17 protein-coding genes are annotated in these 19306 nt (G+C 41.7%); 3 read left to right on the top strand and 14 right to left on the bottom strand.

What is annotated here, in order from left to right; genetic code table 11:
* Window positions 1-26 precede the first annotated feature (26 nt).
* The 5 genes from DXA60_RS03725 to DXA60_RS03705 form a co-directional block, all read right to left on the bottom strand.
* Window positions 27-962, bottom strand: coding sequence for a helix-turn-helix domain-containing protein (locus DXA60_RS03725; RefSeq protein WP_015520180.1), 936 nt, complete (start codon window positions 960-962; stop codon window positions 27-29).
* A 13-nt stretch (window positions 963-975) separates the two neighbouring features.
* Complete coding sequence (locus DXA60_RS03720) at window positions 976-1884, bottom strand: hypothetical protein (RefSeq protein WP_117919637.1); 909 nt, start codon at window positions 1882-1884, stop codon at window positions 976-978.
* Between the two features lie 122 nt (window positions 1885-2006).
* A complete protein-coding gene (yajC, locus tag DXA60_RS03715; RefSeq protein WP_015520178.1) occupies window positions 2007-2330 on the bottom strand; it encodes a preprotein translocase subunit YajC in 324 nt (107 codons plus the stop codon).
* 100 nt (window positions 2331-2430) lie between these two features.
* Window positions 2431-3585: a tRNA guanosine(34) transglycosylase Tgt gene (tgt, locus tag DXA60_RS03710; RefSeq protein WP_117919635.1), complete on the bottom strand. Its 1155-nt coding sequence runs from the start codon at window positions 3583-3585 to the stop codon at window positions 2431-2433.
* A gap of 140 nt (window positions 3586-3725) precedes the next feature.
* Window positions 3726-5144: a 3-phosphoshikimate 1-carboxyvinyltransferase gene (locus DXA60_RS03705; protein WP_117919702.1), complete on the bottom strand. Its 1419-nt coding sequence runs from the start codon at window positions 5142-5144 to the stop codon at window positions 3726-3728.
* 130 nt (window positions 5145-5274) lie between these two features.
* Here DXA60_RS03705 and aroC point away from each other — a divergent pair, with 130 nt between their 5' ends.
* Window positions 5275-6381, top strand: coding sequence for a chorismate synthase (gene aroC, locus DXA60_RS03700; protein ID WP_117919633.1), 1107 nt, complete (start codon window positions 5275-5277; stop codon window positions 6379-6381).
* Window positions 6382-6560: 179 nt separating this feature from the next.
* Here the strand turns inward: aroC and DXA60_RS03695 are convergent, their stop codons facing one another.
* The 3 genes from DXA60_RS03695 to hisA form a co-directional block, all read right to left on the bottom strand.
* The gene (locus DXA60_RS03695; RefSeq protein WP_117919631.1) at window positions 6561-7106 is read right to left on the bottom strand and encodes an ANTAR domain-containing response regulator; all 546 of its coding nucleotides are present in this window, start codon (window positions 7104-7106) and stop codon (window positions 6561-6563) included.
* Between the two features lie 23 nt (window positions 7107-7129).
* On the bottom strand, window positions 7130-8461 hold the full coding sequence (gene glnA / locus DXA60_RS03690) for a type I glutamate--ammonia ligase (protein ID WP_117919628.1): 1332 nt from the start codon (window positions 8459-8461) through the stop codon (window positions 7130-7132).
* A 99-nt stretch (window positions 8462-8560) separates the two neighbouring features.
* Window positions 8561-9337, bottom strand: coding sequence for a phosphoribosylformimino-5-aminoimidazole carboxamide ribotide isomerase (gene hisA, locus DXA60_RS03685; RefSeq protein WP_117919626.1), 777 nt, complete (start codon window positions 9335-9337; stop codon window positions 8561-8563).
* 334 nt (window positions 9338-9671) lie between these two features.
* Between hisA and guaB the strand changes: the two genes are divergently transcribed.
* Complete coding sequence (gene guaB / locus DXA60_RS03680) at window positions 9672-11126, top strand: IMP dehydrogenase (RefSeq protein WP_117919624.1); 1455 nt, start codon at window positions 9672-9674, stop codon at window positions 11124-11126.
* A 97-nt stretch (window positions 11127-11223) separates the two neighbouring features.
* Complete coding sequence (locus DXA60_RS03675; protein ID WP_117919622.1) at window positions 11224-12504, top strand: HlyC/CorC family transporter; 1281 nt, start codon at window positions 11224-11226, stop codon at window positions 12502-12504.
* 92 nt (window positions 12505-12596) lie between these two features.
* On the opposite strand, the gene DXA60_RS03670 is transcribed toward DXA60_RS03675, so the two are convergent.
* The 6 genes from DXA60_RS03670 to DXA60_RS03640 all read right to left on the bottom strand — a co-directional run bounded on the left by DXA60_RS03670 (window position 12597) and on the right by DXA60_RS03640 (window position 19296).
* Window positions 12597-12989, bottom strand: a complete 393-nt coding sequence (locus DXA60_RS03670; protein ID WP_117919620.1) for a hypothetical protein — start codon at window positions 12987-12989, stop codon at window positions 12597-12599.
* Between the two features lie 68 nt (window positions 12990-13057).
* The gene (locus DXA60_RS03665; protein ID WP_158570860.1) at window positions 13058-15454 is read right to left on the bottom strand and encodes an FN3 associated domain-containing protein; all 2397 of its coding nucleotides are present in this window, start codon (window positions 15452-15454) and stop codon (window positions 13058-13060) included.
* 185 nt (window positions 15455-15639) lie between these two features.
* Window positions 15640-16464 carry a polysaccharide deacetylase family protein gene (locus tag DXA60_RS03660; RefSeq protein ID WP_055193032.1) on the bottom strand — a complete coding sequence of 275 codons (825 nt, stop codon included), beginning with the start codon at window positions 16462-16464 and terminating at the stop codon, window positions 15640-15642.
* Between the two features lie 352 nt (window positions 16465-16816).
* Entirely contained in the window at window positions 16817-17101 is a 285-nt protein-coding gene (locus DXA60_RS03650; protein WP_117919614.1) for a hypothetical protein, read from the bottom strand.
* Between the two features lie 189 nt (window positions 17102-17290).
* Window positions 17291-18619, bottom strand: a complete 1329-nt coding sequence (locus DXA60_RS03645) for an ABC transporter permease (protein ID WP_117919612.1) — start codon at window positions 18617-18619, stop codon at window positions 17291-17293.
* Window positions 18619-19296, bottom strand: a complete 678-nt coding sequence (locus DXA60_RS03640) for an ABC transporter ATP-binding protein (RefSeq protein WP_006857048.1) — start codon at window positions 19294-19296, stop codon at window positions 18619-18621. The genes DXA60_RS03645 and DXA60_RS03640 overlap by 1 nt, the downstream gene beginning before the upstream one ends.
* Between the last annotated feature and the right edge of the window lie 10 nt (window positions 19297-19306).

Raw genomic sequence — 19306 nt, 5'->3', positions numbered from 1 at the left:
CCTATCATCGATACCTATAGCTTGGATTATTCTATCTTCTCCCCAAACATTGTTTCATAAAGATCAGAAAACACCTTTTTATCTAATTCACCACTTGCTGCGGCGCTTACAAAATATGCCTGCTTATACTTTTTACGGCAATATTCTGCCTTTTCTTCTCCCTCCATTCCACTTTCAATCATCTCATTCATATTCCATGCCATTTCCCCTAAAACAAATGTCATTATCGGTGCATTTGCATATTTTCTCACTTTTGGCAAAATATATTCACATAATTCCATGGAATACCGATAGTTTCCAACTGCCCCATAATACTTTGAAAGATTTGCAGCAATACTAAGTTCTTCGATCTCCCATTCTGCCATATATCCTTCCCGCAGGCTGCGCAGCAGCATTTCACAGATTTTTATACTTTTAGGATACTCATCTATTCTGCCATATGCCACAGCCAGCCGCTTTAAAAGTGTAATCTCCTGTTCCCGGAAAGGATATATCACATCACTGTCAAGAAATTTTTTATACTGTGGTACAACTTCTTCTGCAAGCTCTTCTAATGCTTCCACAAGCTGTTCTGCTGTAATGCGCTGCATATAATAATCCAAAAAAGTACTTTCCCGGCGGATATATCTTTGTGTAGATGCGTCTTTTCCAACAAGTTTTTTCATCTGCTCCATATAAAAGTCTGCTTTTTCAAAATCATGCTTTGCCATAGCATCCTCAAAATATTCTCTTTCCTGTATCAGTTCCATATCCCTGCTGACACACACTGCATAATTTTTTTCTGTGATCTGGTACATTTTCTCCATAAGTTGCCGATATGTATCACTTTTCACTTTATGTTTTCCGTTTTCAATTCTGGAAAGTGTTTCTACAGAACAGACACCCTCACTTAATTCTTCCTGTGTCATTTTCTTTGCAATTCTTGAAAGCCGTATCATATCACCAACATTATAATTTCCCATATGGCACCTCTTTCTACACTCTGTCACCCGTCGTTTTTATTTTTTGCACCAGTTCCACATTGTCCATGACAAGTGCCGTATAATAAGCCATCGTAAGTTCCACCTGACATTGTTTTTGATATTTCTGCTGCATGTCCTTGTTTCTCTGCATCAGCTCTTTTAACAGTCCTGCCTTCTTAAAATGCAATTCTGCCAGTCCACGCATCGTTCTGCTTTCTTTTACAAGTGTTAACGCCTGTTCAATGTATTCCAGTTCCTTTTGTGCATCTCCTTTTTCTTCCTGTATGCTGGCAAGTTCTTTCAGAATGGACATTTCAGCCTGTTCCTTGATTTTTTTCGAATCATACTTTCTTGTAAAAAGCAGCATTCTTTTCAATTCTGCCTCTTTCCATGAAATATCTTCCGAAAACTGAATCAGCCCCAAAAAAAGTTTTATCTCCATTTCACTGTATAAATCAGAAGTATTTTTCCTCTTTCCAAAAAAAGGTTTTGTCAAAAGTATCGCCTCATTTAATACAGCCTTGATTTCTTCTTTTGATGCACCACGTTTCTGTAACAGTTCTGCCTTTCCCCAGAGATAATATTGTTCATGAATCACCTGTTTTTTTGGCATTACACTTTGATATTTCTGTAACAGTTTATCTGCAGCATCCATATTTCTTTCTGCTATGCTACGGTCGATCTCTTTTCGCAGCCGGAACAGATTATAATCTTCCTCATTCAAAAGCAGCTCAAATTCTAACACCTGCTTTCCAATTCTTGACAGCAATGTCCCGCTGACTAACGAGTCAACCTCACGAAATCCCTCTTCTATCCGAAACATCGTTGCAGGCGAACAGATTCCCTCACAGACCTGTGCCATGGACAATCCATACTTTTCACGATAATACGACAACACAATTCCTATCGTATTTAATTTCATCTTCTGTCCCCTCCAGAACCTTTTCTGTCAAACAATAAAATGCACGCTCCACAAACATTCTATTATCACGAAAAAAGCCTGTTATGTCTGACAAATCCATAACAGGCTTTCTGGTACCACACTTATTTCTCCATTGCTTCTTCCGGTTTCTCCACTGCGGAAATCGCAGCTTTCTGCATCGGGATACGGCAGTTCTTGTTATTACCGAATTCAACGATCACGGTATCATCTGCGATATCGATCACAGTACCGTAAAATCCGCTTGTTGTCAGTACAGTATCACCGACTGCAAGCTCTGACAGCATTGCATTTTTCTTCTTTGCTTCTTTCTGCTGCGGACGGATCATGAAAAAGTACATGAAACCAAATAAAACTACTAACCAGATAATCATACCGCCCCAGCCTGCTGCTGTGGATGCGGATGAAGTGGATGCTAAAATTGACATCTTCTCAATTCCTCCTAATTTTAATAGACATTACAATACATAATACACAAAATAGGCTTTTTAGACAAGCACTTTGCCAAATTTTATGATTAATTTATTTTTAGCCATTCTGTTTTTCTTTTTCGCGGTTGATCTGTCCCATTCCGTACAGTTTTTCTTCCTTATAAGAATGAAATCTGCCCTCGTCGATGGCATCACGGATTTCTTCCATCATCGTATTGTAAAAATACAGGTTGTGAAGCACGCAGAGTCTCATGCCAAGCATCTCTTTTGCCTTTAACAGATGCCGCACATATGCCCTGCTGTAACGGCGGCAGGTCGGACAGCCGCAGCCCTCCTCGATCGGGCGCATATCTTTTTCATATTTCTGGTTAAAAAGATTGATCTTGCCCTGATTGGTGTACACATGACCGTGACGTCCGTTTCTGGTCGGATATACACAGTCAAAGAAATCAACGCCGCGCTCTACGCCTTCTAAGATATTTGCCGGAGTACCGACGCCCATCAGATAGGTTGGTTTGTGAAGCGGCAGATAAGGCACCGTCTCATCCAAAATATGATACATCTCCTCATGTGTTTCACCGACTGCAAGTCCGCCGACTGCATATCCGTCTAAATCCAGCTCAGCGATACGTTTTGCATGATCGATACGGATATCCGGAAAAATAGCTCCCTGATTGATTCCAAATAACATCTGGTGGCGGTTGACCGTATTCTCCTCGGAGTTTAGCTGCTGCATTTTTGTTTTACAGCGCTCTAACCATCTGGTTGTACGCGCCACGGAAGCCTCCACATAACTTCTGTCTGCAAGTGCGGGAGCACATTCATCAAACGCCATTGCGATCGTAGAACCAAGGTTCGATTGGATCTGCATGCTCTCTTCTGGTCCCATGAAAATTTTTGCACCGTCAATGTGGGAATGGAAATAAACTCCCTCCTCCTTGATCTTGCGCAGCCCGGCAAGGGAAAATACCTGAAATCCGCCGGAGTCCGTAAGAATCGGACGGTTCCAGGACATGAATTTGTGAAGTCCGCCAACTTCGCGGATCAGCTTGTCTCCGGTGCGGACGTGCAGGTGGTAGGTGTTTGACAGTTCTACCTGACATTTGATCTGCTCTAAGTCCTCGGTGGATACAGCTCCTTTGATGGCAGCAACAGTGCCGACATTCATGAATACCGGGGTTTGTATATCACCGTGGACGGTGTGAAGGATGCCGCGTTTGGCACGGTCTTCCTGTTTTAGTAGTTCGTACATTGTTTATAATCTCCTTTTTCCTTGTTGTTTTTATGTATAAAATGGGGGCGAATTTACTTTTTTGTGGAGTTTCGCTTTGGTTATTTTTACTTGTATGAAAATATCGTCTTGCAGCAGATATTTTCCATATTCTTTGAGCATTATCTGTTTTTACCAGATAACATATCCAGCAGCTCAAAATAATTCTCAAATGTTTTGCGGCAGCAGGATGGGTTATCTATCACGATTCCATCCACCTTTAAACCTAAGAGGGCAAATGACATTGCAACACGGTGATCTTCATAAGTGGATATGATTCCCGGTGCCGGAGTACCTGGCTTAATCGTTATGGCATCCGGTTCTTCGGTACATATGATCCCGCGCTTTGTCAGTTCCTCTGACATGGCATGAAGGCGGTCACATTCCTGTCCGCGGATATGTCCGATGTGAGTTATATGTACATCGGAGTTACAAAACGGTGCGATCGCAGCAAGGGTAAGTGCCTGATCTGAAAAGTCATTCATATCTATGTCGATTCCTTTTAATTGTCCTTCCTCTGGTCCGGTCACTTCGATTCCATCCGTTTTTTCTGTGACAGTACAGCCCATCTGTGTGAGCACATCTAAAAACTTCATATCTCCCTGGCTGTTATCCGGATGCACATGTTTTACAAGTGCCCTGCCGCCTGTGATCGCGGCTGCTGCATAAAAATAACATGCGGCTGAGACATCCGGTTCGATCTGGTAATGCTTTTTCTGATATATGGCTTTCGGTTCTACACAATAATTTTTTCCGTCATATTTTACTTCCACACCCGCGTCCGCTAACATTTTTCTTGTGATGCGGATATAGGAACCATCTGTTTTCTCACTTGTGATGTGGATGTCTAATCCCTGCTGTACCATCGGAGAGATCAGTAGAAGCGCACTTAAAAACTGGGTACTCTTGCTGATATCAAGATCTAAGCGTAACGGTTTTTGTTCTGCCTGTAACTGATCATTATAAGCATCCTGCTTTGTATCTGCCTGTGACTGGTCTGTATCATGATTCTGCAATACAATATCCTCATTCTCTGCAGTCACATGATCTCTGTCTGCTTTTTGATTTCTCCTGCCACAGATCTGTACCGGCAGATGACCTTCTTTTTCCAGATAAGTGATCTTTGCTCCAACTCCCATAAGCAGAGAAAACAACTCCTCCATCGGTCTCTTTTTCATCTGCTCCGATGCCTCGATCGTATATTCCCCATCTGAAAACCCAAGCATTGCCGTCAGGAAACGTGCGGCTGTCCCGGCACTTCCGACATTGATCACTGCCTGTTTCTTTGAAATATCCCCGCCACAGCCCAAAACAGTAACCTTTTTTTTCTGCTCATTGATATCTACCGTAAATCCCAGTGACACCAGACTCTCCAGAAAGTGTCTCGAATCATCGGAAAATAAAACACCGTCTAACTTCACTTCACCATCCGATAAAGCCGCCATCAAAAGTGCACGGTTCGTCATACTCTTCGATCCCGGCACCTCCACCATCCAGTCGACCGGTTTATCCAGTTTTTTTACCCTGTATTGTTTATCCATATATTTCATCCCTGTAATCTGATTTCCTGTCAATAAACGCTTTTCCCATTTTAACATATTCCTGTTGTCACGAAAAGAGAAATCTTTTATAATGATAAATACCAATAAACATTTTCAGGAGGAATATTTCATGGCTGGTTCATCATTTGGCACGATTTTTAGGATTACAACATGGGGCGAATCCCACGGGAAGGGACTCGGCGTTGTGGTAGATGGATGTCCGGCTGGTCTGCCTCTTGATGAAAATGACATCCAGAAGTTTTTAAACCGCAGGAAACCTGGACAGTCAAAATTCACTACCCCCCGGAAGGAAGATGACGCTGTCGAGATCTTATCCGGTGTATTTGAAGGAAAAACGACCGGAACACCGATTTCCCTTGTCGTATATAATCAGAATCAGAAATCAAAAGATTACAGTGAGATCGCCTCCTATTACCGTCCGGGGCATGCAGATTATACATTTGACCAGAAATACGGTTTTCGTGATTACCGGGGCGGTGGACGTTCCTCCGGCCGTGAAACGATCGGACGCGTTGCAGCCGGTGCGATCGCCGTTAAAATATTAAACCAGCTTGGCATCACATTTTTGACCTACACACGTTCCATCGGACCAATCTGTATCGCAGCGCAGAATTTTGATGCCACACAGATCAATGAAAATCCGCTTTATATGCCAGATGCCGATGCCGCAGAAAATGCAGAAAATTATTTAAATGCCTGCATTGCGGAGCAGAATTCTTCCGGCGGTGTTGTGGAATGTATCATTCAGGGTGTTCCTGCCGGAATCGGTGATCCTGTGTTTGAAAAGTTAAATGCAAATCTTGCAAAAGCGATCATGTCGATCGGTGCGGTAAAGGGATTTGAAATCGGTGACGGTTTTGATGTTGCAAAGGCAACCGGAAAAAATAACAACGATGCTTTCCGCATCGGTGCGGATGGGAAAACAGTCAAAACGACCAACCATGCCGGAGGTATTTTAGGTGGAATGAGTGACGGAAGTGATATTATACTACGCGCTGCGATCAAACCTACCCCTTCTATCGCTGCTACCCAGCAGACTGTCAATAAAAACGGTGAAGAAATTGATGTGAGCATTAAAGGACGCCACGATCCGATCATCGTCCCGCGCGCCGTAGTCGTTGTGGAGTCCATGGCTGCCATAACATTAGTGGATGCTCTTTTTACAAATATGAGTGCAAAAATGAATAACCTTGAACAGTTTTATAAAAATCTGTAGAAGAATTTTAGCGGCACAGACTGTTACATACAATCTTAGGGCTATCAGGAATTATATTTTAAATTATTCTGACCATCCAAAAAACTGCCGGTTCACACCTATATGTTTCAGAAATTTCAGACACATATCAGTGTGAACCGGCAGTTTTTGCAGCTGTAATAAAGTACAGCCAATTATTTTTATGTAAGTAAACTAAGTATCATCTGGGCAGTCTCTGTCAGTCCCGTCCCGTTATCCATACTTCTCTTTTGCATATATCGGTGAGCTTCTTCTTCTGTCAGGTTATTGCGCTCCATCAAAAGTGCTTTTGCTTCATTGATCAGATTTATTTCCTCCTCCGACCGTTCCTTTGGCTTCTGCCTTGCTTTCTTCCGCCTGCGTGTGACCTTGTATTCCATCATTTCAACGGTCTGGAGCAACTCATTGATTTTAAGCGGCGTCGACAAGCAGACTAGATTTTCCACATCACGCTCACCACAGTTTCCCGGTGAAGCCACGAGCAGCATTTCAAACTGAGCGGGGAGATAATCATGTAATTCCGTATACATCATGTCCACAAAACGATAACCGCACACCATGATCCCGCCTTCTAACTCATTTGCATTCTGCAAAGCCTGGGCACCTGTTGTACAGATGGCATCCACGTGATGTCCGTTCTGCATCAGGATCTTTTTGATATTACGCGCGGTATCCTGTTTTGGGAATGCAACGATAATATTTGTCAAATCTTTTCCCCTTCATTCCTATCTCAGATTTTATACAGATAATTATTGATTTCCCAATCGGATACCTGTGCACGGTAATCTGCCCATTCCGATTTTTTGGCTTCAATATATTTTTCCGTCGCGTGTCTGCCCAACACATTCTGTAAATATTCGTCCTTTTCAAATTCTGCAAGTGCCTCTCCAAGGTCAGCCGGAAGTTCTTCGATTCCCAGTTTATTTTTCTGGGATAAACGCATCTCAAAAACGTTTTCCGTCACTGCTGCCGGTGGCTCAATCTGATTCCGGATACCATCAAGTCCTGCCTGTAAGCACACCGCAAGTGTCAAATACGGATTGGCTGCGGAATCCGGGCATCTGAGCTCCACCCTCGTGCCTTCTCCTCTGGTAACCGGAATACGGATCAGCGGGCTGCGGTTTGTCACAGACCATGCAATATAGATTGGTGCCTCATATCCCGGAACCAGACGCTTATAGGAATTGACAAGCGGATTGGTAATCGCCGCCATTCCTTTCATGTGCTTCATCAGTCCACCGATAAACCAATATGCTTCTTTGCTTAATCCCAATTCACCGTCCGGGTCATCAAAAATATTTTTTCCATTCTTGGAAAGAGACATATTCACATGCATGCCGGAACCGTTAATGCCAAATTTCGGCTTTGGCATAAAACTTGCAAACATGCCATGACGTTTTGCAATCGTTTTGACTGCCAGTTTAAATGTCATAATATTATCTGCGGTCTTAACCACCTCATCATAACGGAAATCAATCTCATGCTGCGCCGGTGCCACCTCATGATGGGAAGCCTCGATCTCATATCCCATATCCTCTAATGTCAATACCATATCACGTCTTGCATTCTCACCAAGATCGATCGGTCCAAGATCAAAATATCCTGCACGCTCTGTGCTTATCGTTGTCGGCTGTCCATCCTCATCCTGATTGAAAAGGAAAAACTCACATTCCGGTCCAACATCAAAACGATATCCCATCTGCGTTGCATCTTCCACTGCTTTCTTTAATATATAACGCGGATCTCCCTCAAAAGGTTTTCTATCCGATGTATAAACATCACAGATGATCCTTGCAACCTTTCCCTGCTGCGGACGCCATGGGAATATTACAAAAGTGTCAAGATCCGGATACAGATACATATCTGACTCCTCGATCCGGACAAATCCCTCAATGGATGAACCGTCAAACATGCATTCATTATTCAATGCTTTCTCTAACTGGCTGGATGTGATCGCAACATTTTTTAAAGTTCCAAACATATCCGTAAACTGCAGACGGATAAATTCCACATCCTCTTCCTCTACCATATTAAATATATCCTGTTTCGTATATCTGCTCATCTAAAAAATCACTCCTATTCTAATTGACATTTTTTCTGATTATAATACCTTTTACAGATCAGACTTTTCTAAAAACTTCTCTGACAAAACCAGCAGTTTTCATGCTCTTATATAATGCAGCACTTTCTCATAAGCCATCGGTCCGCCGAATAAATCAAGTGCACTGCCGATAGTCACATTCAATCTGTCTTTCCCTAATTCTTTTAATTCCCAAAGATCTTCAAAACTGCCGACACCGCCTGCATAAGTAACCGGAATTTTCCCCCACTCGCCAAGCAGACGAACCAGTTCTTTTTCAATCCCTTTTGCCTTTCCTTCCACATCCACAGCATGAATCAGAAATTCATCACAATAAGAAGAAAGTTCATCCAGTAATGTGATACTTACTTTTTCATCGGTAAACTTCTGCCAGCGGTCTGTCACTATATAATAGAAATCATCTTTTTTTCTGCAGCTTAGATCAAGTACAAGATGTTCCCTGCCCACTGCATCTTTTAACCGCGCTAAATTTTCATAATTGATCTTTCCATCCCGGAACACATAAGAAGTGACGATCACATGACTTGCCCCGGCATCTAAAAATTCTTTTGCATTCTCTGCCGTTATGCCACCGCCAATCTGAAGTCCACCCGGATAAGCACCAAGTGCAAGTTCTGCCTGCGCTCTTGTTTCCTTATAATAGGTACTGCTTGCCGGATTCAATAAGATGATATGTCCGCCTTTTATTCCTTCTTTCTGATACAGTTTTGCAAAATACACTGCATCCTGCTCTGCCACATAGTTTTCTGTTGCCTGATCTCCGGCATCCTTTAAACTTCCACCAATGATCTGTTTTACTTTCCCATTGTGAATGTCGATACAGGGACGAAACTCCATAATTTTCCCCCTTTTCTCCCAACCTCTGTTTTTATGACAACTGACCGCACCCTTTATGATCCAGCCTACAGTCATATATTTAGGTAAAAAATGGGCGACGTATGCCTATCGTCTGACCCCGTCGCCTAAAGTCATCTTAACACACCTTGCAGCATTTGTGAATCATAATTTCTATAAGGTTTTTTTGCACATTTTATTATTATTTCTAATAAATATCCATTTTTTATAAATTCAGGCTTATATCTCATTGACAGAGTATTTTTTTTTTGCTATGATACAGAAACTAATATATCTTTTTCATACAATTCAATAAGAAGAAAGTGAGGAAAATAAAATGGGAACAATTATTGGTGAAGGTATTACTTTTGATGACGTATTATTAGTTCCACAGTATTCAGAAGTTACACCAAACATGATTGATCTGACAACGCATCTTACCAAAAAGGTCGTCTTAAATATTCCTATGATGAGTGCTGCCATGGATACCGTTACAGAACACAGAATGGCCATTGCAATGGCAAGACAGGGCGGTATCGGTATCATCCATAAAAACATGTCAATCCAGGCACAGGCAGACGAGGTAGATAAAGTAAAACGTTCTGAGAACGGCGTTATCACAGATCCATTTTACCTTTCCCCGGATCATACATTACAGGATGCCGAAAATCTGATGCGCAAATTCCGTATCTCCGGTGTGCCGATCTGCGAGGGTGGCAAATTAGTCGGTATCATCACAAACCGTGATTTAAAATTCGAGACAGATTTTACCAAAAAGATCAGTGAAAGCATGACTTCTGAAAATCTGATCACTGCTCCGGAAGGCATTACTTTAGAGGAAGCAAAAAAGATCCTTGCCAAAGCAAGAAAAGAAAAACTTCCGATCGTAGACAAAGATTTCCATTTAAAAGGACTCATCACGATCAAGGATATTGAAAAACAGATCAAATATCCGCTCTCTGCCAAAGATGAATTAGGCCGTCTGCTCTGTGGTGCCGGTGTCGGCATTACTGCAAATATGATGGAGCGTGTGGATGCTTTAGTAAAAGCCCATGTTGATGTGATCGTTGTGGATTCTGCACACGGACATTCCAAAAATATCTTAGAGGCAGTAAAAAAGATCAAAGCTACCTATCCGGATCTGCAGGTCATCGCAGGAAACGTTGCTACCGGTGATGCAACACGCGATCTGATCAAAGCAGGCGCTGACGCTGTCAAAGTTGGTATCGGACCTGGTTCTATCTGTACCACCCGTATCGTTGCAGGTATCGGTGTTCCTCAGGTTTCCGCTATTATGGACTGCTACAATGCAGCCAAAGAATTTGGTGTTCCGATCATTGCTGACGGCGGTATCAAATATTCCGGAGATATGACAAAAGCTCTCGCCGCAGGTGCTAACGTATGTATGATGGGTAGTATGTTCGCAGGATGTGACGAAGCTCCTGGTACATTCGAACTGTATCAGGGAAGAAAATACAAAGTATACCGTGGCATGGGATCACTTGCAGCCATGGAAAATGGCAGCAAAGACCGTTACTTCCAGGAAGGTGCAAAAAAACTCGTTCCGGAAGGCGTGGAAGGACGTGTTGCTTATAAAGGATCTGTAGAAGACACTGTATTCCAGTTAGTCGGTGGTATCCGTTCCGGTATGGGTTACTGTGGCTGCCCAACCATCGAAGACTTAAAAGAAAAGAGTAAATTTGTTAAAATTTCCGCAGCTGCTCTCCGTGAAAGCCATCCGCATGACATTCACATCACGAAAGAAGCTCCGAATTACAGTATTGACGAATAATCCTCTTTCCGATATAATATATGGTAACTTTCAATCATTCCGGCGCTATTTATGCTATAGTGCCGGAAAATTTTATATTTTGATGAGGTGAAATTTCGTGGACGCAAGTGCCATATCACAGATTATTTTTCTAATTATTTTATTGATTCTCTCTGCTTTTTTTTCATCCGCAGAGACAGCTCTTACGACCGTAAATAAAATCCGGATGCGTACACTCGCAGATGACGGAAACAGACGCGCCGAACGGGTACTTCGTATTACAGACGACTCCCACAAGATGCTCAGTGCGATCTTAATCGGCAACAACATCGTCAATCTCTCTGCCTCTTCACTGGCAACCACGCTTGCAATCAAGCTCTGGGGCAGCGTCGGCGCAGGTATTGCAACCGGTATCCTTACATTTCTGATCCTTGTATTTGGTGAGATTTCCCCAAAAACTTTTGCAACACTTTACGCAGATCAGATTTCAATCGCTTATTCCGGTATCATTGATTTTCTTATGAAAATACTGACTCCGGTCATTTTCCTTGTAAACTGGTTTTCCATGGGCTTTTTATTTCTGCTGCATGTAGATCCAAAGGCAAACAACAATCAGATGACAGAGGAAGAACTCCGTACCATCGTGGATGTCAGCAAAGAAAACGGTGTCATCGAATCCGAAGAGCATGAAATGATCAATAACCTGTTTGATTTTGGTGATGCACAGGCAAAAGAGGTCATGGTTCCAAGACCTGATATGACTTTTGCAAATGTAAATAATACTTACGACGAACTGATCGATATTTTTCAGGAAGACAAATTTACCAGACTTCCTGTCTATGAGGATACGACCGATAACGTCATCGGTATCCTGAACATGAAAGATCTTCTCCTCTGCAAGGACAAGGAGCATTTTTCCGTGCGGGATATCATGCGTGAACCTTATTTTACTTTTGAGCATAAAAATACCGCAGAATTATTTATGGAAATGCGTAAATCCTCCATCTCCCTTGCCATCGTCCTTGACGAGTACGGTGCAACTGCCGGTCTTATCACGCTTGAGGACCTCTTAGAGGAGATTGTGGGTGAGATCCGTGATGAATACGACACCGATGAGGAAGATCCGATCCTGCCGCTTAACGACCGTGAATTTATCGTTTCCGGTTCCACAAACCTGCAGGATCTCTGCGATGAGCTAGATCTTAATTTCAGTTCCGAAGATTACGATACGATCGGTGGATATCTGCTCGGTCTCTTAGATCATCTGCCGGAAAAAAATGAGATCATCATCACAGATGACAATGTGCTTCTCCGCGTCGAACAGATGGATAAAAACCGGATCGAGAAAGTCTACATAAAAAAACCGGATTTTCCACCGGATGAGACGGAAAAACAATAATTTCTTACCATAAAAAAGCGGTCTTTTCTTATCAGATTTAACTGATTTGAAAGACCGGTTTTTTCATTCATAGGAAATTATGTTCTATAATCTTATTCAATATCGCACAGATCACTTCCTGCCTCAGAACGGAACCGGAATGTATCTTCTACTCCATGATAAGAAATAGAAAAACTTCCCTCCATATCCAGATATGACTGTGCAGCCGCAATCGCATCTAAAAATTCTGCAATATTTTCCAAAAAACCTTCTGCACATTCCGGCGAGCTGCACTCTTCTTCCTCTACCTTTTCATCAATATACAGACGAAGCGTAAAATCATCCATATCGCTCTCATTGTCCACTTCCGCTTTCTGTAAATAGGAATTGGTGCAATTCTTAAACAGATTTCTTACATAGGATGCCGTAGAAGAAATTCGTGACTGCGAAATATCCTCCGCCTCTAAATATATCTTGTAACTGATTTTTAAACTATTGTCTGCCATTTTTTCTTTCTCCCGTTTTTTATTTATACTTATATCACATTTTGTAAAATGGATCGGTATATCCTTTGCTATTTCTTTGTGGTGACTGCTTTTACCTTAGACCAGCCCGAATAGATCTTTTTTGATTTTCCATTCACTTTTACAGTCTTATAGGTGCGGATGCGTATGTAATATTTCTTTTTTGATTTTAATTTTGTGACATCCAGTTTTACCTTTTTGGTATTATTGACGTTCTTTGTCACAACCGATTTTTTGAATTTCGCATCCACTGCATACTGGATCTGGTAACCGCTTGTCTGTTTTGCCTGCTTCTTCCACGACACGGTAAATGCCTTTTTCTTTGCTTTCACCCCGGAAATCACAGTGCCTTTAGGAACGATCTGGAATGTCTTTTGATATTTTCCACTATACTTGCCTTTCATCACAATGGTGACGGTATAAATACCGGCATTTTTTCGTCCAGACGGTTTCTTTACCTTATAATCCGTTCCTTCTTTTAATTTCTTGCCAGCAGTATTTGTCACTTTTATAGTCGGCATATGTGCCTTTCCATCATAAGCATATGTGGTTTTTGAAAGCTGGATTTTCTTTACGTCCAAATAAGTGCCCACCGTTTTCGTCTTTCCACAGACACTGCACTTACGTTTTATTTTTCCACTTTCTTTGTACTCGTTCCATTGATGCCCGGTTGCGGGGATCACATTCTGTGCCGTCAGCACTTTTCCACAATCACTACAGTGATTTCCCTCTGTCAGTCCGGTTGTCTCACAAGCTGCCTCCACTGCAGCATCCGTAACCGGTACATGTCCTGCAGCCGGGATGACAGTCTGTTCTGTCAGTACTTTTTCACAGACACTGCAATGACTTCCTTCTGTCAGTCCGGTTGTCTCACAAGCTGCCGCTACCGCGTCATCTGTAACCGGTGTATGTCCTGTGGCTGGGATGACAGTCTGCTCAACCAGTACTTTTCCGCAGACACTGCAATGGCTTCCTTCCGTAATACCGGCGGTTTCACAAGCAGCTGCCACCTCAGGATCTATCTCAACTGTATGTCCTGTGGCTGGGATTTCTTCCATATAACTATTTCCGCAGATCGTACAGGTATACTCTCTTGTTCCGGCTTTTTCACAGGCTGCATCTGCAAGTATACTTGCATTGTAATTATGCAGACATTTTGTGACCACAGCACTGTTGTGTTTGCCATCTTCCATGGCAGCTGCTTTTATCACCGGATATTCGGAGCTGTTCCATAAAAAATCCGATTGATATAACATCCGCGTACCAGATGTCACCGGATTACTTTTATCCGTGGTATAATAGATTTCTGCCTCCTTATTATAACAGGACATTCCTATCTTTGATCCACTTGCATTTTCGTTCACAGATATCCATGGGCTGCCAACACTATCCATTTCTGTTGCAGGCAGATATCCTTCCCAATAGCTTTCCTCCGCATGATGTTTTTTAGAATAACTGCTGGATGTGTCATAATAATCATCATTCCGCAGAAAATAGGTATATCCAACGTTATCGCTTCCGTTATCATTCCAGGTACAGTCGACATTATACCAGTTATTTTCCAACTTTATCTTATTCCACTCATGATCAAAACTAGTCACTGCCACGGTATCAATACCGGTTCCATTGCACATCATCTCAAATGTCTGGGCATATCCTGCACATACCGTCTTATTCGTACATAAAACACTGTATACGGACTGTGAATATTCTGTATTTTCTGTTGCAAAATCGCTATTTACAAGATCATGATTATATTCAACCTTTTGAATGATCAGATCATGTATGGTTTGTACTTTTTCGTCCTCTGTGCTGCATTCATCAATCTGTTTCTGCCATGTGTCAATCTGCGCTTTTACTTTTTCAGTTTCCTCCATCCGGTCTGCACCCTTGCCAAACGCAGGATAAATACCAAATATCATAGAAACTTTTTTGTCTGAGTATGTAATTGTATAAATCGTCGCATTTAAAAAATAATATTGTGGTTTTGAATACCGAAACATCCGCAATACCTTTTTTTGCTTTTCCTTTTCAAGAGTGCTTCCCGATATCGCCTTCATCCGGTACGTTCCCGTATTCGTTGTCACTGCATCCGTTTCTGTCGTCAGATATTTTTCACATATGGCATCCAGATCATCCCAGTATTTTTTTTCCTCATCCGATAACTGTTCATAAAAATAATCACTTCCATACTTTTCCCAGTCATCGGCAGATATACCTGTCATCCGAAACAATGACTGTTCCGCAGCGTCATCTTCCTCTACAGACTCATAATCCTCATCATCTGCTTCTTCTGTTTTTTCTTCAAACGAAAAACGACCGACCGGTAATTCTGTATCTGTCAGAATTTCATCCGCATAAATGCTGTTACCATCCCCGGAAAACAAAAATGTCAGACTGCAAAAAACCACCGCCAATATTCCTGTTTTAAATTTTGTTCTTTTCATATGCATCCCTATTCTTACTCGTATCAAATATTGTTTTCATACCGTCCCAGTTTATCATGCAGCATTTTACCCAGACTAAAAACCGCTTCTTTCTCACTGGCACTCCACGTTCATTATACCTTCCTCTCCGTCATCAAACAAGTCTTATCCCTTGTATCTTTTGTATTTTTCCACAATCTTTTCTGTCAGGATTCTTCGATCAACTCCGAAAGAGGTGCAAATGTGTATCCCATCTCTTCCCATTTTGTCAGCAGCTCATCTAAAATCTCTCCATTCGTCTTTGAAGTGCTGTGCAATAAAACGATTGCTCCCGGATGGATTCTCGTCAGCAATTTATCAAATGCCTCTTCCTTCGTCGGCTGATCATCAACATTCCAGTCCACATAGGCAAGGCTCCAGAAAAATGTATGGTATCCAAGTTCTTTTGCCATCTCAAGGTTTTTTGTACTGTATTTTCCCTGTGGCGGGCGGTAATATTTTATCATTTCTTTGCCTGTGACTGTCTGGTACAATGACGCGACATCATCCATCTCTTTCTGAAACGAGGTCATGTCTGATATTGATGACATATCTGGATGATGATAAGTATGATTGCCGACAGCATGCCCTTCTGCCTCCATACGTTTTACAATATCCGGTGCACTCTCAAGAAAATGTCCCACAACAAAAAATGTCGCTTTTGCATTATGCTTTTTTAAAGCATCCAAAATCGGCTCTGTATTTCCATTTTCATAGCCGCAGTCAAATGTCAGATAAATAACATTTTTACTTTTATCTCCCACATACCACGCGTTGTATTTTTTTAATTCATCTGCCGTCACATTGCCGGTCGGCTGGGTTCCCTCCGCTCCAAAGCCCAGTCCCCAGTTATCTGCCTGATTCTGGACAGACACTGTCTCCACTGTTTTTTTCATCTGCTGTTTCTGCAGCGAACCTGCGCCCCAGCCTAAAAAGAACATAAAAACAAACAGTGCCGTCACTTTTAAAATTTTCTTTTTGTTATGGTTCATGTTTTTCCCTTCCATCCCGATTATTGATATTGCATAACATCTACGCATCGCTATCATGCATGAATGCTATACTTTACAATATTTCTTTTTGTATTCTATGTGGGAAGGCGCATGTACCATGCCCGGAAATATTGATCCCTGTATAAAAAACAAAGAGCCTGACATTTCTGTCAGACCCTCCGGGTAAATCCATCTTAAAAATAAATGGTTGGATAACGCTTTTTCTCCGGTTTCCATTATTGTAACCTGATATTTTTTTTCCTGTTCAGGCTGATTAATCCATATATCGAATTGTTCCTGATATTCCTGCAAATTTTCTGCTACATAATCAGGACATAAATATCCACCGTTTTTACACCTTTTTTAACATTGTATACAACGATAAATAAGAATTTCCTTTGTAATAAGCTAATCCATTATTCCAAACTATAATCCTGTTACTTTTATACATATTATCAATTGCCTTATTCAATTCACCTTTTGCATATCCACAACCTATTACATTCTGATACATAGCCGGATAATCAATAGAATTTTTTAAATTTGAATAACTTGCATATATTTGCCCATTATATCCGCAATCTCTTAAAAATTCAATTAATAAATCTCCATGTTTTATTTTCTTACCATGTACCACAGCATTTTTTTCAATTACATTATCATATTTTCCACTTACATATGTATCTATTATACCAACGCTATCATCACATAAACAAAAAAGTACTGTATACTGACATTTTTATTTTTGTCACATACAGTACTTTTCTTATCTGTATTCTTTTAAAAATTCTCTGCTCAGACTGCAATGCAAATCTTTTCTTTGCCCTTACTCATAGCGCAATGCATCGATGACTTCCATCTTTGAAGCCTTGTTCGCCGGATAATATCCGAAAAATACACCGGTCAGCATAGAGAAGAACAGTGAAAGCATGATCGCCGTTACAGAAGGATGCACCGTCATAATAATATAATTTGCATACTGAGAGTACATATTCTGAATGACAAATCCTGCCACTTTTCCAAGCAGTGCCCCGATTCCTATACCAATCAGTATACCGATGATACCTCCGATCAGACAAAGCATGATCGCCTCTATGACAAACTGCATACGGATGGTACGTCTTTTGGCACCAAGCGCCATACGGACACCGATCTCTCTTGTACGCTCCGTGATGGACACCAGCATGATATTCATAACGCCGACACCACCCACGATCAGTGAAATCGCTGCAATACCGGAAACCGCGATCGTGATCACGTTGAGTACCGTATTGATCATGCCAAGATCAGATGCCATATTGTATGCACTGACGTGGAAATTTTTGTTGTTTGCATACATCTCATCAAAATAAGATAAAACATCCGTTGTTGCCTGATTGACATCTGCAAGAGGATCGATCATAAGATTAAAATAATCATAACCAGTCCTGTCAGTCCCCTGCAGTTTAAAACAGGTCTGAAGAGGGATCATCAATTCTGTTACACGGTCTTTTTCCGGTATGGACGTGTCCACTTTTCCAAATAATGCTTGGTTATATACATAAACGCCAACTACAACAAAATCAAAAATTCCGCCATCCGATGTTGCAACAGAAAGTGTTTCACCGATCGGATCTTTACCTGCAAAGTATCTCTCTGCCATCGTATCTGCAATCAGGCATACTCTCTTTTTCCCCTGATTATCTGCCTTTGTCAGATTTCTTCCGGCATGCATTTCCAGTTTCATATACTCTAAATATTCCGGTGTGATACCATCAATATTGACATTTGCATAATTCTTGGAATCAGCATCATCTTTAATGGTTCCTGAACCAAGATAGTTCTGTGCTGCAACACCTGTTACCTCATCCGGATATTTTTCAATCAATCCATCGATCATATCCTGTGTAACATAATCACTGTCTGTCATCTCCGGCTGTTCCCAGGTAGCCCAGTCCTCATCATTTTCCGGATAACGTGCTTCCACATACGCCTGTACCATATTTCCGCCAAGGGAATTCATGGTTGCCGTCAGTGTACTCTGGATAGAACCACCGATCGTTGTGATAATGATCACTGAGCTGATACCGATGATGATTCCGAGCATTGTTAACAGGGAACGCATCTTATTGCTGGAAATACTCGTGACCGCCTCTTTGATATTTTCCCAAAACATTAATGCTCACCTCCATTATCTGCCACGATCTGTCCATCTAACAGAGTAACGATACGCTCTGTCTCCTGCGCAAGTTCCTGGGAGTGTGTGATCAGAACAATTGTTTTTCCCTGCTCCTCATGAAGCTTATGGAATAAGTCCATGACCATATGACCTGTCTTCGAATCGAGTGCTCCGGTCGGCTCATCTGCAAGAATGATCGCCGGATCATTGATCATGGCACGGGCGATCGCAACACGCTGTTTCTGACCACCGGAAAGTTCGTTTGGTCTGTGATCCGCACGGTCTTCCATTCCTACCATTTTGAGCATTTCCATGGCATGTTCTTTTCCGTTTTTGGAATGTTCCTCTCCATATAGTAATGGAACCATAACATTTTTTAATGCATTGGCTCTCGGAAGGAGATTAAAGTTCTGAAATACAAAACCAATCCTGCGGTTTCTGATCGCACTCCGTACTTCATCCGACATTCCATTGACATCCTGTCCCTCCAGATAATAATCTCCCTGTGTCTGGCGGTCGAGGACTCCTATAATATTCATAAGTGTACTCTTACCGGAACCGGATTCACCGACAATGGAAACAAATTCCCCTTTATTTACGGTAAGGTTGATTCCATGTAAAATTTCAAGTTCATTTGGTTTTCCCAAATAATATGTCTTAACGATATTTTCCATTCGGATTACT

Origin of the sequence: Roseburia sp. OF03-24 (genome assembly GCF_003463035.1) — a bacterium.
Classification (GTDB): domain Bacteria; phylum Bacillota; class Clostridia; order Lachnospirales; family Lachnospiraceae; genus Roseburia; species Roseburia rectibacter.
This window is presented reverse-complemented; position numbering and strand designations above follow the sequence as displayed.

Bases quoted from the DNA above. Each gene is read 5' to 3' on its own strand.
- DXA60_RS03725 (WP_015520180.1), bottom strand. From the start codon at position 962: ATGGGAAATTATAATGTTGGTGATATGATACGGCTTTCAAGAATTGCA.
- DXA60_RS03720 (WP_117919637.1), bottom strand. From the start codon at position 1,884: ATGAAATTAAATACGATAGGAATTGTGTTGTCGTATTATCGTGAAAAG.
- yajC (WP_015520178.1), bottom strand. From the start codon at position 2,330: ATGTCAATTTTAGCATCCACTTCATCCGCATCCACAGCAGCAGGCTGG.
- tgt (WP_117919635.1), bottom strand. From the start codon at position 3,585: ATGTACGAACTACTAAAACAGGAAGACCGTGCCAAACGCGGCATCCTT.
- DXA60_RS03705 (WP_117919702.1), bottom strand. From the start codon at position 5,144: ATGGATAAACAATACAGGGTAAAAAAACTGGATAAACCGGTCGACTGG.
- aroC (WP_117919633.1), top strand. From the start codon at position 5,275: ATGGCTGGTTCATCATTTGGCACGATTTTTAGGATTACAACATGGGGC.
- glnA (WP_117919628.1), bottom strand. From the start codon at position 8,461: ATGAGCAGATATACGAAACAGGATATATTTAATATGGTAGAGGAAGAG.
- hisA (WP_117919626.1), bottom strand. From the start codon at position 9,337: ATGGAGTTTCGTCCCTGTATCGACATTCACAATGGGAAAGTAAAACAG.
- guaB (WP_117919624.1), top strand. From the start codon at position 9,672: ATGGGAACAATTATTGGTGAAGGTATTACTTTTGATGACGTATTATTA.
- DXA60_RS03670 (WP_117919620.1), bottom strand. From the start codon at position 12,989: ATGGCAGACAATAGTTTAAAAATCAGTTACAAGATATATTTAGAGGCG.
- DXA60_RS03665 (WP_158570860.1), bottom strand. From the start codon at position 15,454: ATGAAAAGAACAAAATTTAAAACAGGAATATTGGCGGTGGTTTTTTGC.
- DXA60_RS03660 (WP_055193032.1), bottom strand. From the start codon at position 16,464: ATGAACCATAACAAAAAGAAAATTTTAAAAGTGACGGCACTGTTTGTT.
- DXA60_RS03645 (WP_117919612.1), bottom strand. From the start codon at position 18,619: ATGTTTTGGGAAAATATCAAAGAGGCGGTCACGAGTATTTCCAGCAAT.
- DXA60_RS03640 (WP_006857048.1), bottom strand. From the start codon at position 19,296: ATGGAAAATATCGTTAAGACATATTATTTGGGAAAACCAAATGAACTT.